The organism is Acetobacter estunensis (genome assembly GCF_011516945.1).
GTDB classification, from domain to species: Bacteria; Pseudomonadota; Alphaproteobacteria; order Acetobacterales; family Acetobacteraceae; genus Acetobacter; species Acetobacter estunensis.
Window position 1 is genome coordinate 40,282 of sequence record NZ_WOTH01000019.1, and the last position, 17,260, is coordinate 57,541.

Below are 17,260 nucleotides of genomic sequence, written 5' to 3' on the forward strand. Positions count from 1 at the left end.
ACACATGCCTGATTTCTTCACCCGTTCGCTGGACTTCGCGCCTCTCCTGCCCCGCTGGGTGCTGATCGCGCTCGCTGCCCTCGTTGTCGTGCTCACACTTGCCGGAGTGGTGGCCCGGATGCGGGGCACGCTGCTCCGTGCCTTGGCCGCCGTCATCATTCTGGTGTGGCTGACGGGTCCGCAGACGCTGCACGAAACCCATCACGATCTGCCCGAAACGGCGCTGGTGATCGTGGACCAGACACCTTCGATGACGCTGGAGAAACGGGCGGCGATTGCCCGCGCTGCCGAGCGCCTTCTGGGAGAGAAAACACCACCCGGTCTCAGCCTGCGCGCGATCACCGTGCATGGTGAGCAGAGCGGTGGCACGCGACTGTTCGACGCGCTTTCACAAGGTGCCGCCGATATTCCGCCCGAGCAGTTTGCTGGCGCGGTGATGATCACCGACGGTCAGACACGCGATACACCCGCCAATGTTCCCGAGCGCCTCATCCCCAAAGATTCTCACGGTCATGGAACAACACTCCCGCTGCATGTTCTTCTGACGGGAAAGGGCGAGGAAACAGACCGCTGTCTGCGCATCCTTCAGGCGCCGCCCTATGCCATCGTCGGGAAAACCGCAACGCTGCGCGTGCAGGTGGACGATCTCGGTCCCGGCACGCATGACGGCACACCCGCCACCGTCACGCTCACGAAAGATGGTGAGTCCGCGCTGGAGGTTCCCGTGCGCACAGGAGAGCCGCAGGACATCCAGCTTCCCCTCACCCATCCCGGCGAAACGCTGGTGGGGCTGTCCGTCTCCGCGCTGCCCGGAGAAGTGTCCGCGCTGAACAATCAGGACGTGGTCAGCATCAACGGCGTACGTGACCGGCTGAAAGTGCTTCTCGTCTCGGGCACTCCCAATCAGGGCGAGCGCGTATGGCGGCGTCTGCTCAAGGCCGACCCGACCGTCGATCTCGTCCACTTCACCATTTTGCGTCCCCCCGAGAAGGACGACGGCACGCCGCTATCCGATCTCGCGCTGATCGCCTTTCCCGTGCAGGAACTGTTCGAAAACAAGATCGACCAGTTCGATCTCATCATTCTCGATGGCTTTGAGAATCGTCACATCCTGCCGCCACGCTATCTCCGCAACATCGCCCGCTTCGTGCGTAAGGGCGGAGGATTGCTCCTGATCGCAGGCCCGGAGTTTACCGGCCCCGGCTCGCTTCAGGAAACGGCTGTGGGCGATATCCTGCCCGCCCATGTGCCGCCCGTGCTCTATGACGATCCGCAGGCCGCAAGCGCCAGTATTGCCGTGCGCCGCTTTCGCCCTGAACTCACCGATGCCGGCCGCCGTCATCCTGTCACGGCAGAACTGCCCGGCGCACCACCGGCGCGAGCCACTGACACCGCATCCGACAAGGAAATCACGGGACAATGGGGTCCGTGGTATCGCGCACTGAAAGCGGATTCAGCCCATGGCGAGGTGCTGATGAGTGGTCCCGATGCCTCGCCCCTCCTCGTGTTGGATCATGTGGAGGACGGACGTGTGGCGTTGCTGCTGTCGGATCAGATCTGGCTGTGGTCCCGTGGAGAACTCGGGGGCGGCCCACAGGCGGAACTGCTGCGCCGTATCTCGCACTGGCTGATGAAAGAGCCGGATCTGGAGGAGGAACGGCTCGAAGCGCAAATTGAAGACGACACGCTGACAGTAACGCGCCATAGCGAACAGCCAGCACCGCCTTCAGGTGTGAGTGTCACCGCGCCGGATGGCACGAAGACGACACTCGCCTTTCACCAGCTTTCCCCCGGTGTCGCATCAGCATCTATGACCGCACGTCTGTCCGGCATCTGGGAAGCCGATGACGGTCAACACAAAGCCTATGCCGCCCCGCGCAGCACGGACCCGCAGGAATACGATGATTTGCGCGTGACAGCGGAGCGCATCGCGCCGGTCGTGAAGAAAAGCGGCGGCACTCTGGCATGGTTGGGTGACAATCCAGCGGCGCCCGTCATGCCGACAGTGCAACTAGGCACACCGGCAGGCCAACAGGGAACGCTCATGTTTCCAGCGCGTCATGCGCATGTGCTGACCGGCACCAGCAGCACGCCCCTCATTCCGGCGTGGGTGGCGTTGGGGCTCGCTCTCCTGACACTCGGTCTGGGCTGGTACCGGGAAGGGCGTGGCTGACGTCCTCCCTTCCTTCTTGTTGCCTCAGGGACGGTCCACGATGACCGCTCACCGACGCACCAGCGTCGGGGGCGAGGCAACGCGCCATCGGAATGGCAAACAATGAGAGCGCACCCGTGACGAGGAAGCCCACGTCGAAATCGCTTCCCGTCACCTCCACATGCCCTTGCACGAGCCGTGAAACCGTAACGGCCAGCACAGCCACGCTGATACCGGCCGAAAGCATGATCTGCTGAAACGTGGAATAGAAGCTCGTAGCTGCACTCATGCGTGTTTCGGGCAGATCGGCATAGGCGATCGAATTATAGGCCGAAAACTGGATGGCCTGCATGACGCCCGATGCAAACAGGATGATCGGGATCACCCACAGCGGCCAGCCGGGCCGGATACAGGCCAGCAGCCCGAACACAAGCGCCGCACCGCCTCCCGTCATCATCATCACGCGTCGAAAGCCGAACCGCCGGAACAGTTGTGGCACCCGCAGACGGGCCACGACAGCCCCGAGAGGCGCCGCCAGCATGATGAGACCGCTGCGCGCCGCGTCCAACCCAAGAGAAAGCTGAAGCAGAGAGGGCATCAGAAAGGGAAACGCCCCCACCGCCAGACGGAACGCCGCCCCTCCCAGCACGGAAAGACGGAAGGTGGGCACCTCCATCAGTCGGAAATCCAGCATCGGCACCCGGTAGCGGCACATATGCCGGTAACAGATGACAAACAGAGCACTTCCGGCCAGCAGAAGAACAACAGACAGCCAAAGCGGACGTGTGGCATGACTGACCAGTTCGGCTCCGAACGACAACAGCGCGAGACTGCCCCCCGCCAGTGCGAAGCCTTTCCAGTCGAATGGCGGCGGATGATCTTCTCGCAACTGCGGGATGTAACGCCACGTCAACCAGAGTCCGATGAATCCGACCGGCACATTGACGTAAAATGCCCAGCGCCATGACAGCAGCGTGGTGATGACACCCCCAATCACCGGTCCCAGCATGGGGCCGAGCGTGGCGGGCATCATCATCCACATCATCACGCCCAGCAGTTCACTGCGTGGCACGCTGCGCAAAAGCACGAGCCGCCCCACAGGCGCCATCAGCGCGCCCCCCATCCCTTGGAATATCCGCCCGAACGCGAGCAATTCCAGATTTCCGGCAACACCGCACAGCATGGAGCAGGCCATGAAAAGAGTAATGGCCACCATCAACGTCGTGCGGCTTCCCAGACGGTCCGCCACAGCGCCGGACGCGGGGATAAAGATCGCCAGCCCCACGATATAGGAGGTGAGCGCCACGGAGGTCAGGACAGGATCGACGTCCAGCGAGCGCGCAATGGAGGGAAGCGCTGTGGCCAGTATCGTGCCGTCAAGCTGCTCCATGAACAGCAGCGACGCGACGGTCAGTGCGATGATACGCGAGGGTGTCAGGGAGATCATGAAATGCGACACTCTCTTTCTCGTAACATGACCCGGATATTGCCATCACGGTGGCCGCCGAACTCCTCACGAAGCCGAGCGTTCGGATCATGGCAGGCGGCAGAACCCGAGTGGTCAGCCGCTGAAAAACATTGCCATGGCCCGTAGTTGGGCCTCCTACTAGGCATGTCGTCGCGGTCCGGCCCGTCCGTACCGCGGATCAAAGAAGAGGAAAGTTTCATGGCTGACAACAGCATCAACCCCACCGAACAGAAGGTCGAAGGCGTGGTCGATCAGGCCAAGGGTCGCGTCAAGGATGCGGTCGGCGGCCTGACGGGCGATGCAGGCATGCAGGCCGATGGCAAGGTGGATCAGTTCGCTGGCATGGCGCGCGAAGAGTTCGCCGATCTCTACGAAGAGGGCGAAGGCCTGATTGAGAAGGGCGTCACCTTCGTGCGTGACAAGCCGCTTCTCTCGCTGGGCATCGTCGCCGCCGTTGGCACATTTCTGGGCTGGCTCTGTCTGCCGCGCCGCAAGAAAGCCTGAACGAAAACGGAACGGATGCCGCACAAAAGCGGCATCCATTTTTCTTTGCGCGATTTTTTCCTCCGAGTCGCAACTTTTTACCGCCCGACTCTTGCGCCGCTCCCCCATTCAATGGTTTTTCTGACTTACCGAGTCGCTGATAGCGCGACTCGGCGGTTAACAACGAGTCGTTAAAACATTGACGGGGGCACATGCCGGACTTTTCACTCGAACTCGAACACGGTGGCCGCGTCGCGGGCGTGGACGAGGTCGGATGCGGTCCGCTGGCTGGCCCTGTCGTAGCCTGTGCCGTGGTGTTCGGCGCTGGCGTCCCTGACGATCTCACATCCACGCTGGATGATTCGAAAGCCCTGACGGCACGCCGCAGAGAAATTCTGGCTGAGCGCCTACCCTCCGTTCCCGGCATCGAAATCGGTCTAGCCGCCGCTTCAGTGGACGAAATCCTCCATCTGAACATTCTCCGCGCCGCCCAACTCGCCATGAAACGAGCTGTCGAGCGCTTGCCCTCGCCTCCGACCTTGGCGCTGGTGGATGGCAATCGTGCGCCCCCGCTCAACGTACCCGTGCGCACCGTAGTGGGTGGCGATGCCGTCAGCCTGTCGATTGCAGCCGCGTCCATCCTCGCCAAGGTCACACGTGACCGCATTATGGAGCGGCTCGACATGCGCTGGCCCGGCTACGGCTGGGCGCGCAACGCGGGATACGGCACCAAAGCCCACCGCGAGGCCATCGCTTCGCAGGGCTGCACACCCCATCACAGACGCGGCTTCGGCACTGTCCGCAAGCAGCTTGCACTCACCCTTACCACCGGAGAACCAGCATGAGCGGCGCTGCCACACTGAAGACGGAGCTTCCGCTCGACCAGATTCTCCGCGGCGAATGTGTGGAAACGATGCGCTCCCTGCCGTCCGGCAGTGTGGACTGCATTTTCGCAGACCCGCCATACAATCTTCAGCTCAAGGGAGAACTGCGCCGCCCCGATGACAGTGTCGTGGATGGCGTGGACGATGACTGGGACAAGTTCTCCGATCTTGCGGCCTATGACCGTTTCACGCGCGAATGGCTGAGCGAAGCGCGTCGCCTGCTGCACAAGGACGGCACGATCTGGGTGATCGGCTCCTATCACAACATCTTCCGTCTCGGCGCGATCCTGCAGGATCTGGGCTTCTGGATTCTCAACGACATCGTCTGGCGCAAGTCCAACCCAATGCCCAATTTCCGTGGCCGCCGTTTCACCAACGCGCATGAGACCATGATCTGGGCCGCGCGTGACCAGAGCAGCCGTTATCGCTTCAACTATCAGGCCATGAAGGCGCTGAACGACGATGTTCAGATGCGCTCGGACTGGTATCTGCCGCTTTGTACCGGCAATGAGCGCCTGCGCAACGAGCACGGACTGAAACTGCACCCCACGCAGAAGCCCGAAAGCCTGCTGCATCGCGTTCTGCTGGCCTCTACTGCTGAGAATGACGTGGTGCTCGACCCGTTCAGCGGCACCGGCACCACGGCTGCCATGGCCAAGCGCCTGCGCCGTCATTTCGTCGGTATCGAACGTCACCCGGACTACGCCGAAGCGGCAATCGCCCGCGTCAACGCGGAAACGCCCATCGCAGCGGATGCGGTCGCCACCACCCCGATGAAGCGTGAAGCGCCGCGCGTGCCTTTCGGCAGTCTGGTGGAGCGGAACTTCATCATGCCCGGCACAATTCTGTGCGACAAAAGCAAGCGCGTGTTTGCCACCGTCTCGCCGGACGGAACGCTGATCAGCGGTGCGAAGCGGGGTTCGATCCACAAGCTTGGCGCGCTGCTCACCAATGCACCGTCGTGCAATGGCTGGACTTTCTGGCATTTCGAGCGCGATGGAAACTGGCTGCCGCTGGACACGCTGCGTGGCGAAAGCCTTGCCGCCGACTCCAATGCCCCCATCACAGCGGATCAGATCGCAGCACAGTAATTCAGTATCGCGAGAAGAAAGGCGCCGCCTCTCTTCTCACCTATGCTGCCTAGCTTCCACCGAATCCGAGGAAGCCAGCGGTGGGCTGTGGGGTTCCGCCACTGGAATCGTAACGCTGGCTCAGGCTCGCCGCAGTGTTGCGCCCAGCCGAACCGCCTACATCCATGCGTCCCGAGCCGTTCTCGACCCGCACGCCGGAACTGGCCACCGAGGTTACGACATCGCTCGGAGAGCCTTCGAGGTTGCGCATGGCGAGAAGGTAGAAAATGATGTTGTTGCGGTTCAAGTCGATCGCCAGATCGAGCGGTGTCTGACCGAGCGCATTATGACCGCCCATGTCTGCGCCACGATTCACGGCTTCCTTCGCCGCTCCCAGACTGCCGCGATTGACGGCATCGAACAGAGCTGCCGTCGGCTCCATGTCCCCGCTGGCATGGCTGTTGTCTTCACCGTTTGACTGAGCGCCGGGAAGAGCAGCGGGAGGGGCGCTCCGTTTGGCCTCACGCCGCGCCTCGGCCTCTTTCGCCGCATCAGCCGCCTCGGCTTCCGCCTGATCGGTATTCTGTGCATGAACGGGTTTCGTCGGCAGTACAAACACGCCCACCGCTCCCATGAGCAGGGCAAGACCGAAAGTCTGCGCATGACAGCGCCGGGAAAGAAAGGCAAAACGGGACATGGGTGCGATGATTCTCCCTATCCGTTTACTTTAATAAAGAAACACGCCCTTCGCCAGACATCACCCGAAGGAAGTTTTGTGGCGCTAGCGCCCCATACGCCACGCAATCACCATCAAGGCGAAACAAACCGGTCACAAAAGTTCATTATAGCGTTGCATTCGCGTGCAATTTTCCCGCACCCGCGAAAATCAGGGCATGGACATTATCCCGTCACAGAAGAGGGCTATATGAAGACGTTTTCTTGCTGCTAGGACTGTGACATCAGCGCCTTCCCGAGAAGACGCAACAGGCTCTTTTTTCAGGCACGCATCGCATTCTACATCAAGGACGCCGGCAGGACTTCATGGACGAACACAACACGCCCGCTTCTCCCGCCCCCGCCCCGGTACCCCCGCCCCGAAAACGCTCCCGCCTTCTGTGGCTCATTGCCGTGATAGTGCTGGCCGGTCTGCTGGTTTTCGCCTTTCTGGGGCACCGCGCCAAAAAATCCGGCTCCGGGCGTCATCATGCCTCGGCCGACGCCTCCACCGCGCAACCCGTTGCGGTAGAAAGCGTGAAAACAGGCGACATGCCAGTCGTGCTGACGGAACTGGGCACTGTGGTTCCCATTACCAACGTCACCGTTCAGACGCGCGTTGAGGGGTATCTGATGGACGTCAAGTTCACGGAGGGGCAGCATGTCCATCAGGGCGATCTGCTGGCCGTGATCGATCCCCGCCCTTACGAAGTCGCGCTGCGGCAATATGAAGGCCAGCTGGCGCAGGACAAGGCGCAGCTGGAAAAAGCCCGCGTGGACAACGGCCGCTATCAGAAGCTCATCCGACAGGACAGCGTCGCGGCCATGACGGCACGTGACCAGCAATTTACGGTCGAGCAACTCGAAGGCACGGTGAAAACCGATCAGGCGCTGGTGGACACACAGAAGCTCCAGCTCACCTACTGCCACATCACAGCCCCCGTGGACGGGCGTGTGGGCATCCGCGCCGTGGATCGCGGCAATTATGTCACGGCGGGACAGTCAGGCGGTCTCGCCATCCTCACGCAGATGCAGCCGATCTCGGTCATCTTCACGCTCCCGCAGGATCAGCTCGCTCAGGTGGCGGATCGCCTGCGCGCCACCGGCTCTTTGCCGGTCGATGCATGGAACAGTTCCAACACGCAGAAAATCGCCTCCGGTGCTGTCAGCGTGCTCGACAGCCAGATCGATACAGCCACGGGCACCGTGCGCCTGCGCGCCATTTTCCCCAATCAGGACGAACACCTCTTCCCCAATGAGTTCGTCAATGCGCGACTGCTGGTCGATACGCTGCACAATGCCATCATGGTGCCCAACAACGCGCTTCAGACCGGCCCCAACGGTCAGTTCGTCTATGTCGTGAAGACCGACAGCACGGTCGATGTCCGCAATGTCACGCCCGGCATCACGGATGGCACCCAGACCGTGATCAGCACGGGGCTGGTGGCAGGAGACCGGGTCGTTACGGACGGCACCGATCATCTGCGCGCCGGCATCAAGGTGACGATCCCGGACGACAAGACGTCCACAAAGCCTTCCCAGCCCGCGAACTGAGCCGCCCGTGAATCCGTCACGCATCTTTATCGAGCGCCCGGTCGCCACCACGCTCCTGATGTTCGCGATCATGATAGCCGGTCTACTCGGCTATCATTTCCTGCCGGTCTCGGCCCTGCCGGACGTGGAATATCCCACCATCACGGTGCAGACCTTCTACCCCGGCGCGGGGCCGGACGTGATGGCTACATCCGTCACAGCACCTCTGGAAACGCAGTTCGGCCAGATGCCGGGCCTTGACCAGATGACATCGCGTTCTTCGGGCGGAGCCTCGGTCATCACCCTGCGGTTCGGGCTGTCCATGTCGATGGATATTGCGGAGCAGGAGGTACAGGCGGCCATCAATCAGGCCAATTCGCTTCTGCCCACCGACCTGCCCGCCCCTCCGATCTACGCCAAGGTGAATCCGGCTGACACGCCCGTCATCACCCTTGGCATCACCTCCAAGACCATTCCGCTGCCGGAGGTGGAAGACTACGTCGATACGCGGCTGGAACAGAAGATCAGCCAGATCTCGGGCGTGGGACTGGTCACGCTCTCAGGCGGCAACCGCAAGGCCATCCGCGTTCGCGTCAACATTCCCAAGCTAACATCCTTCGGCGTCGATCTGGATACGTTGCGCACCACCATCGGCAACGTGAACGTCAACTCTCCCACCGGCACCTTCGACGGCCCCACAAGAGCCGCCACCCTGCGCGTGGACGGACAGATCGCTGGCATCGACCAGTTGATGAACCAGATCATCGCCTATCAGAACAGCGGTCCTGTGCGCATCCGCGATGTGGCGTCCGTAGTCATCGGAGCGGAAAACTCACAGCTTGCTGCCTGGGCCAACACCACGCCCGGCCTTGTGCTGAGCGTGCAGCGCCAGCCGGGTGCGAACGTCATCTCAGTGGTGGACAACATCAAGGCCACACTGCCTCAACTGCGCACCTCACTGCCACCGGGCATCGATATCGTGCCGCTGACTGACCGCACAACGACCATTCGTGCTTCTGTCGAGGATGTCGAGCTGGAACTGTTTCTGGCGCTCGCCTTCGTCGTGGCCGTGATCTTCCTGTTCCTGCGCAACATTCCGGCCACGATCATTCCCAGTCTGTCGGTTCCGCTCTCCATTATCGGCACCTTCGCCGTGATGGACCTGATGGGCTTCTCCCTCGACAACCTCTCATTGATGTCGCTCACCATCGCCACGGGTTTCGTGGTCGATGACGCCATCGTCATGATTGAGAACATCTCCCGCTATATCGAAGCGGGCGAAGACCGTATGACGGCCGCCATACGCGGCGCGGGCGAGATCGGTTTCACCATCATCTCCCTCACCATCTCGCTGATTGCCGTGCTCATTCCGCTGCTGTTCATGGGCGATGTGGTGGGCCGCCTGTTCCATGAGTTCGCCGTCACACTGGCCATCACCATCATCCTCTCCGCCGTGGTGTCACTCACACTGGTGCCGATGATGTGCGCCCGGATGCTCTCCGAGCGTCCGCATGATGTAAGCGAGGCCCGCACGGCGTTCCAACGCTGGTCGGCACGGATGGAAGTCGCCACCAACCGGCTGATCGCAGGGTATGACCGCGCGCTGGACGTAGTGCTGGCTCATGAAAAGACAACGCTGACCGTCTTTGCCGCCACATTGCTGCTGACAGGACTGCTCGGCTGGCTGATCCCCAAAGGCTTCTTTCCCGTGCAGGACACGGGTGTGATTCAGGGTCTCTCGGTTGCCGCGCAGTCCACCTCTTTTGACGCCATGAAGCAGCATCAGCAGGAACTTGCCCGCGCGATCCTCAAGGACGCGGATGTCACGTCGCTGTCGTCTTTCGTAGGTGTGGACGGCCAGAACGCGACGCTCAATCAGGGTCGGTTCCTTATCAACCTCAAACCCCATGACGAGCGTTCCGCTACAGCATCGGAAATTGCCACACGGCTGTCACAGGAAACCGCCAACATTCCGGGCATCCAGCTTTATGCCCAGCCGGTACAGGATCTCTCGCTCGATACCAGTATCGCCGCCACGCAATACCAGTTCCTGCTGGAAAACCCGGATTACAACGCCTTCAAGATATGGGTGCCTAAACTACTTGAAGCCCTGCGCAAGGAACCCGCGCTGGCGGATGTAACGTCCGATCTTCAGGCGGAAGGACTGGTCGCCCGTCTGACACTCGATCGCTCGACCGGCGCACGTTGCTCCATCACGCCGCAGACCATCGACAATGTGCTCTATGACTCGTTCGGGCAGCGGCAGATCTCGACAATCTATACGCAGTCCAACCAGTATCGCGTGATCCTTGAAGCCGATCCGGCCTTCCAGACGTCTCTTGGCTCACTCAACCAGCTCTATCTTCCCGGCATTTCCGGCAATTCGGGCGAGAGCACGTCTGGCCCCACACGTTCGCCCACCTCCGGCCTCGTGCCCATGGCGACCGTCACGACCGTCACCCGCGAAACAGCCCCGCTGGTCATCACGCATTTCGGTCAGTTTCCTGCCACCACCATCTCATTCAACGTGACAAGCGGCTACTCGCTGGGACAGGCGACCGACGCCATCCAGCGCGTAGAGAAAAAGCTGGGCCTACCCTCAGCCTTCCAGACCTCGTTTCAGGGAACGGCCGCCGCGTTCCAGGGCTCGTTGAACAACGAGCTTTTCCTCGTCGCGGCAGCATTGGTCGCGGTCTATATCGTGCTGGGCATTCTCTATGAGAGCTTTGTCCATCCCGTCACAATCCTTTCCACCCTGCCTTCGGCGGGCATCGGCGCGTTGATCACGCTGTGGATCGCGGGCGCCGGTCTGGACGTGATGGGCATCATCGGCCTCGTGCTGCTGATCGGCATCGTGAAGAAAAACGCGATCATGATGATCGACTTCGCGCTCGAAGCGGAGCGCGAGCACGGCATGTCCTCCCTTCAATCCATCCGACAGGCCGCGACGCTGCGTTTCCGCCCGATCCTCATGACCACGTTGGCCGCCATGCTCGGCGCGCTGCCGATGGTCATCTCAAGCGGAACAGGCTCGGAACTGCGCCGCCCGCTGGGGCTTGCCATCATCGGCGGATTGGCCGTCTCGCAGTTGCTCACGCTGTTCACCACACCGGTCATCTATCTCGCGCTCGACACGCTTGCCGCCAGATGGCGCGCGCGCTTCGCCACACACCATGCCTCCGGCCCCGCTCCGGATCAGGGCTGATCTCATGCGGCGGCTGACGAAAACCGCAACGCGAAAGGTACGGACATGAGTCCGTGCCGCCTCTTTATCGAGCGACCGGTGGCGACCACGCTGCTGACCGTAGCCCTGTTGATTTTCGGAATGCTGGGCTATCGCTCCCTGCCAGTGGCGGACCTGCCCAACGTCGATTTTCCCGTCATCATGGTGCAGGCCCAGCAGCCCGGCGGCTCGCCCAACGAGGTGGCAAGTTCAGTTGCCGCGCCGCTGGAACGCAGGCTTGGGCAGATCGCGGGCCTGACGGAGATGACGTCCCAGTCTTCCCAGAATCAGGTGCGGATCATGCTCCAGTTCGCGCTGGACCGAGACATCAACGGCGCGGCACGCGACGTGGAAGCCGCCCTTCAGGCCGCCCATGCCGACCTTCCCTCATCGCTGCGCCAGAACCCGAGTTACAACAAGGCCAACCCCAACGGGGCTCCGGTCCTTATCCTCGCCCTCACCTCTCCCACCCGCACGCCCGCCGTGCTGTACGACCTCGCAAGCAATGTGCTCCAGCAGCATCTCTCGCAGGTGAATGGCGTGGGCATGGTGCAGATCTCGGGCAGCGCCCTGCCGGCCGTGCGGGTGGAGATGAATCCGCTGATGCTGTTCCAGTATGGCATCGGCTTTGAGGACGTTCGCGCCGCGCTGGCCTCGGCCAATGCCCATACGCCCAAAGGTGTGATCGACCAGAACGGCCTGCGCTTCACGCTCGACACCAACGATCAGGCACGGTCGGCCCAAGCCTATCGTGACCTCATCGTGGCCTATCGCAACAACCGTCCGGTGCGCCTGTCCGACGTAGCGAAAGTGAGCGATGGCGTGGAGGACATCCGCAATGCCGGGTTCTTCAACCAGCAGCGCGCCGTCATCGCTGTCATTTTCCCGCAAGCCGGCGCGAACGTCATCCACACCATCGATGACATCCGCAGCCAGTTGCCGCATCTCAAGGAAGCGCTGCCTGCGGATGTAGCGCTGCATGTGGCGCTCGATCGCTCCCTGACCATCCGCGCCTCACTGGAGGACACGCAGGCCACACTCATCATCGGCGTTGTGCTGGTGGTGCTTGTGACATTCGTCTTCCTGCGCTCCGTGCGCATGACGCTCATTCCCGCCATTGTCGTACCGACTTCCATCATCGGCACCTTCGGCATCATGCGGCTGCTGGGCTTTTCTCTCGACAACATGTCGCTCATGGCGCTGACGGTCTCGACCGGCTTTGTCGTCGATGACGCTATCGTGGTACTGGAGAACATTGCCCGTCACATCGAAGCCGGGATCCCGCCGCGTGAAGCCGCATTGAAAGGCGCGGAAGAAGTGGCCTTCACCGTCATCTCGATTTCGGTTTCGTTGATTGCGGTGTTCCTGCCCATCCTGCTGCTTGGAGGACTGGCCGGCCGTCTTTTTCATGAACTGGCGATGACGGTTTCCGTCACCATCGTCATCTCCATGCTGCTCTCGCTTTCGCTCACCCCCATGCTCGCTTCACGCATTCTGCGTCCGGGTATGGCACCGTCCGCATCTGCGACGTCGGGCGGAGGGCTTAAGCGTTTCTTCACCGCCATCGGAGCCTTCTGCGCGCGCATCATCACACAGACCGAGAACGCCTACGCCCGCACGCTGGAAATAGCGTTGCGTCATAACCTGCTCGTACTTCTCACCATTCCCGCGACCATCGGACTCTCGGTGGCGCTGTTCATGGCCATGCCTAAAGGTTTCTTCCCGACAGAAGACACCGGAATGCTCATGGGACACCTGATGGGCGATCAGTCCATTTCCTTCGGCGCGATGACGCAAAAGATCGATCAGGTCGAAAGCGCCATTCTCAAGGACAAGGAGGTGAGCAGCGTGGCCGGTTTTGTCGGTGGGCGCGGCTCCTCCAATCAGGCCAGTCTGTTCCTTCAGTTGACCGACAAGAGCGAGCGAGGACCGGCCGCCACCCTGATGCTGCGCATCGCACACCGGCTGCGCAATCTGGTGGGGGCGCAATTCTTTCTCATGGAGCCGGGCGGTGTGCGGGCAGGCGCACGACAGGGCAACGCGTCTTACCAGTACACGCTGGAAGGCGATTCCGCGCCCGATCTGTATGCATGGACGCCCAAACTGGTGGCGGCCTTACGCAAACATGCCGAAATCCTCGACCTTTCGACCGATGTGCAGCAAGGCGGCGAATCCATTGTCACGAAGATCGATCGCGACACCTCCGCACGGTTGAACATCACACCGCAGCTTATCTCCAACACGCTTTATGACGCTTTCGGTCAGCGCTCGGCCTCCGTGATCTACAACACACTCAACCAGTATCATGTGGTCATGGTGGCCGAGCCCTCTTTCTGGCGCGATCCCAGCACGATACGACAGGTCTGGGTCAGCGCATCCGGCGGCACCGCCAACGGCGGCACAGCGTCGAACACCATTCGCGTGCGCACCACCACCTCGGAAGCGAGTTCGGCCAGCAGCGCCACCGCAACCATCAGCGCCCAGAACTTTCGCAACCAGATCGCCAACCAGTTGGCAGGCGGCAGTTCGACCTCCACCGGCTCTGCGGTCTCCACCGGCCGTTCCAACATGGTGCCACTGACGTTCATCACCGACATCACCCACGCGCGCACGGCGCTGTCGATCAATCATGACGGGCAATCGGTGGCGAGCACCATTTCTTTCAACCTTGCCAAAGGGGTAGCGCTCAGCCGGGCTGTCACCATCATCAACGAGGAAACCGTGGGTTTGCATATGCCCGCGGGCATCCATGGCAGTTTCGCGGGCAATGCCGCGCAGTTCCAGAAATCGGTCAACGATGAGCCGCTGCTGATCCTCGCGGCGCTGGTCGCGGTCTATGTGGTGCTGGGTGTCCTCTACGAAAGCTACGTCCATCCCCTCACCATCCTCTCCACCCTTCCCTCAGCGGGGGTGGGCGCGCTGCTGGCGCTGCAACTGTTCGGGGAAGACTTCTCACTGATCGCCATGATCGGCGTGATCCTGCTGATCGGCATCGTGAAAAAGAACGCCATCATGCTTGTGGATTTCGCCATTCATGCCGAGCGCGAGGAAGGCCACACACCACTTGAAGCCATCCGCACAGCCTGCCTGCTGCGGTTCCGCCCGATCATCATGACCTCACTGGCGGCTGCCCTCGGTGCATTGCCTCTCGTTTTCGGTAATGGTTACGGCTCCGAGATGCGCCGTCCGCTGGGCATCGCGATCGTGGGCGGTCTGCTGGTCAGTCAGGCGCTGACGCTCTACACGACGCCGGTGATCTATCTCACCCTCGACCGGCTTGCCCTGCGGTTCCGCCGCAGGTTCCATCGCCCCTCTCTCCACGCCACACCCCAGGACGTCTGACGCGGAATGAACACGCTGCCCCCTCGCTTCCCACGCCGTGCCGCTCTGCTGCTGGCCCCGCTCGTGCTGGCTGGCTGCATGGTCGGCCCCGATTACAAGCGGCCCAGCGCGATCATCTCGCCCCAGTTCAAGGAACTTCGTCCGGCTCCGGGCTGGGACTATGCCAAACCCGCGCTGGCGGAACAGCCCAAGGGGAAATGGTGGGAGATTTATAACGATCCGCTTCTCAACAGTTTCGAGGAAAAGGTCGCCATCAACAACCAGAACGTGGCGCAATACGAGGCGCGCTATCACAACGCCCGCGCGACGATCAACGCCATTCGCGCGCAGCTTTTCCCAACCCTGAGCGGCTCCCTCAGCTTCAACCGCAACAGCACCGGACGCGGCTCGCGCAATGCATCCTCTGGCGTGCTGGTGAACTACGGGACCGATTCCACAACCTACACACCATCCAACACGACAGAGACCACCTATGGGATGGGGCCGACAGCAAGCTGGGATCTCGATCTGTGGGGCAAGATCCGCCGACAGATTCAGGCCCAGGTCACCGAGGCACAGGCAAGCGCTGCCGACCTTGCCAATGCCACGCTGTCCTATCAGGGCGAGCTGGCGACTGCGTATTTCAATCTGCGCTATCAGGACAGCCTGAAGGAACTGCTGCACCGCAACGTGCTGTTCTATGAACGCTCCTATCAGATCACCAAGAACCAGTATGATGCAGGCGTGGCCTCTCCCACGGACGTGCTTCAGGCCAAGACACAGCTTGAACAGACACGGGCGCAGGAAATCCAGACGGGTGAGACGCGCGCTCAGTATGAACACGCCATCGCCGTACTGATGGGAGAGGCTCCCGCGTCTCTGAGCATCGCACCGGGCAGCCTCACGCGTAACATCCCCGCCATTCCTGTGACGGTTCCTGCCGAGTTGCTCCAGCGTCGCCCCGATATCGCCGCCGCGGAACGCCGGATGGAAGAATATAACGCCATGATCGGCGCTGAAATCGCGGCATTCTATCCCGATGTTCAACTTACCGCATCCTACAGTTACAGCGGAGATCCGGTCGGAGCACTCGTGCAGGTCGCCAATCGCATCTGGTCATTGGGGGCCGCGGCGACCGAGACCATTTTCGAGGGCGGCGCACGGACAGCCGCCGTGCGGGAAGCGAACGCGAATTATGATTCCTACACCGCAGCCTATCGCCAGACGGTGCTGAGCGCTCTTCAGACTACGGAAGACAACCTCTCCAATCTGCGCATTCTTGCCGATCAGGCCGCGCAACAGCAAATCGCACTCGATGCTGCCAACAAGGCGGTCACAGTAGCGATGAACCAGTATCTGGCAGGCACCGAAATCTACACGACCGTCATCACATCCGAAGTGACGGCGCTTTCCAACGCGGAAACGGTGCTGTCCATCCAGCAAAATCGGGTGCTCGCCTCGGTCAATCTCGTGCAAGCCCTTGGCGGCGGATGGGATGCCTCCTCTCTGCCGTCGAAGAACTCCATGCAGAAAGACAATCCTTTCCTGCCGGAATTCATCCAGCCCGATACGAACAAATGACCGAAAACCGGAGTGACATTGCACTCCGGTTTTCCGGCCTGTTTTCCATTTCGCCCACCCTCTGGGCGGGTGGAAACGAGCTTACGACTGGATAGCGATCGTGCGTTCCGCAGGCTTGATCTCTGCCTTTCTGGGCAGCGTAATGGTCAACACACCATTCTTGAGAGCCGCCGTAATCTTGTCCGCATCAGCGTCCTCCGGAATGGCGAAAGCGTCTTCAAAAGACGCAAACGCACGCCCCGCAACATGCTGTTTCGTGCCTTCCGGCACTTCCGGCTTCTTCTTCTCGCCACTGATGGTAAGCGTTCCGCCCGACGTGGAGAGCTTGATATCTTTTTCCTCGCAGCCGGGCACTTCGATACTGATCGTGTAGCCTTGGGCGTCTTCCGTCACATCCGTAGCGCCGATACGCATACCTTTGGCCTGCGCCGGATCTTTGAAATCATCGAACAGCCGAACCATCTGGCGTTCCAGCACAGTGAAAGGATCCGCCACGCGCACGACCCCACCCGGAACACGAACGAACTGTGAGCGGCCATTGGGATTGGTGTTGCTGGTCATGTCATCTTTCCTCTGATGAACTCCGTTTCCTTCCCCCAAGAAAAGAACAGAGTTCCTGATTTTCTCAGGCGTTTCCCGAAATGACTTTCGGCGAAAGCCATGACTTCATTCGGCATCAGAGAGAACGGAACTTCCTTGATCTTTATCAACTCATATTTGTGATCGACGCGGATTTCTCACATTTTGTCTGAAGAGTGTTATTCTCTGTTCTGAGAGCTGTGTCCTGTGCGTCTGATCTGGAATGACAACGGCATTTTGCCTCTGGAGGCA

General features: G+C 61.1%; 11 protein-coding genes. 8 read left to right on the plus strand and 3 right to left on the minus strand.

Features of this window, described 5'->3' with window-relative positions; all coding sequences use genetic code 11:
• The first annotated feature begins 4 nt into the window (after positions 1–4).
• A complete protein-coding gene (locus GOB87_RS10075) occupies positions 5–2,173 on the plus strand; it encodes a VWA domain-containing protein (RefSeq protein WP_166316085.1) in 2,169 nt (722 codons plus the stop codon).
• Here the strand turns inward: GOB87_RS10075 and GOB87_RS10080 are convergent.
• A complete protein-coding gene (locus GOB87_RS10080; RefSeq protein WP_166316088.1) occupies positions 2,097–3,599 on the minus strand; it encodes an MFS transporter in 1,503 nt (500 codons plus the stop codon). The two genes, GOB87_RS10075 and GOB87_RS10080, sit on opposite strands and share 77 nt — an antisense overlap.
• 219 nt (positions 3,600–3,818) lie before the next feature.
• Here GOB87_RS10080 and GOB87_RS10085 point away from each other — a divergent pair, with 219 nt between their 5' ends.
• From GOB87_RS10085 to GOB87_RS10095, 3 genes are all read left to right on the plus strand, one after another.
• Entirely contained in the window at positions 3,819–4,124 is a 306-nt protein-coding gene (locus tag GOB87_RS10085) for a CsbD family protein (RefSeq protein ID WP_166316091.1), read from the plus strand.
• A gap of 191 nt (positions 4,125–4,315) precedes the next feature.
• Positions 4,316–4,948 carry a ribonuclease HII gene (locus tag GOB87_RS10090; RefSeq protein WP_166316094.1) on the plus strand — a complete coding sequence of 211 codons (633 nt, stop codon included), beginning with the start codon at positions 4,316–4,318 and terminating at the stop codon, positions 4,946–4,948.
• Entirely contained in the window at positions 4,945–6,078 is a 1,134-nt protein-coding gene (locus GOB87_RS10095; protein ID WP_166316097.1) for a site-specific DNA-methyltransferase, read from the plus strand. Before GOB87_RS10090 ends, GOB87_RS10095 begins: the two co-directional genes overlap by 4 nt.
• A 49-nt stretch (positions 6,079–6,127) precedes the next feature.
• Here GOB87_RS10095 and GOB87_RS10100 read toward each other — a convergent pair whose 3' ends face one another.
• The gene (locus GOB87_RS10100) at positions 6,128–6,691 is read right to left on the minus strand and encodes an ankyrin repeat domain-containing protein (protein WP_373320749.1); all 564 of its coding nucleotides are present in this window, start codon (positions 6,689–6,691) and stop codon (positions 6,128–6,130) included.
• Between the two features lie 407 nt (positions 6,692–7,098).
• On the opposite strand from GOB87_RS10100, the gene GOB87_RS10105 reads away from it, so the two are divergent.
• From GOB87_RS10105 to GOB87_RS10120, 4 genes are read left to right on the plus strand one after another with little or no spacing between them, the layout of a single operon-like run.
• The gene (locus tag GOB87_RS10105) at positions 7,099–8,325 is read left to right on the plus strand and encodes an MdtA/MuxA family multidrug efflux RND transporter periplasmic adaptor subunit (RefSeq protein WP_166316103.1); all 1,227 of its coding nucleotides are present in this window, start codon (positions 7,099–7,101) and stop codon (positions 8,323–8,325) included.
• A 7-nt stretch (positions 8,326–8,332) separates the two neighbouring features.
• Positions 8,333–11,509: an efflux RND transporter permease subunit gene (locus tag GOB87_RS10110; RefSeq protein ID WP_166316106.1), complete on the plus strand. Its 3,177-nt coding sequence runs from the start codon at positions 8,333–8,335 to the stop codon at positions 11,507–11,509.
• A 45-nt stretch (positions 11,510–11,554) separates the two neighbouring features.
• Positions 11,555–14,869, plus strand: coding sequence for an efflux RND transporter permease subunit (locus GOB87_RS10115; RefSeq protein ID WP_166316109.1), 3,315 nt, complete (start codon positions 11,555–11,557; stop codon positions 14,867–14,869).
• 6 nt (positions 14,870–14,875) lie between these two features.
• Positions 14,876–16,429 carry an efflux transporter outer membrane subunit gene (locus tag GOB87_RS10120; RefSeq protein WP_166316112.1) on the plus strand — a complete coding sequence of 518 codons (1,554 nt, stop codon included), beginning with the start codon at positions 14,876–14,878 and terminating at the stop codon, positions 16,427–16,429.
• Positions 16,430–16,510: 81 nt separating this feature from the next.
• Here GOB87_RS10120 and GOB87_RS10125 read toward each other — a convergent pair whose 3' ends face one another.
• Positions 16,511–16,990, minus strand: coding sequence for an Hsp20/alpha crystallin family protein (locus GOB87_RS10125; RefSeq protein WP_166316115.1), 480 nt, complete (start codon positions 16,988–16,990; stop codon positions 16,511–16,513).
• Between the last annotated feature and the right edge of the window lie 270 nt (positions 16,991–17,260).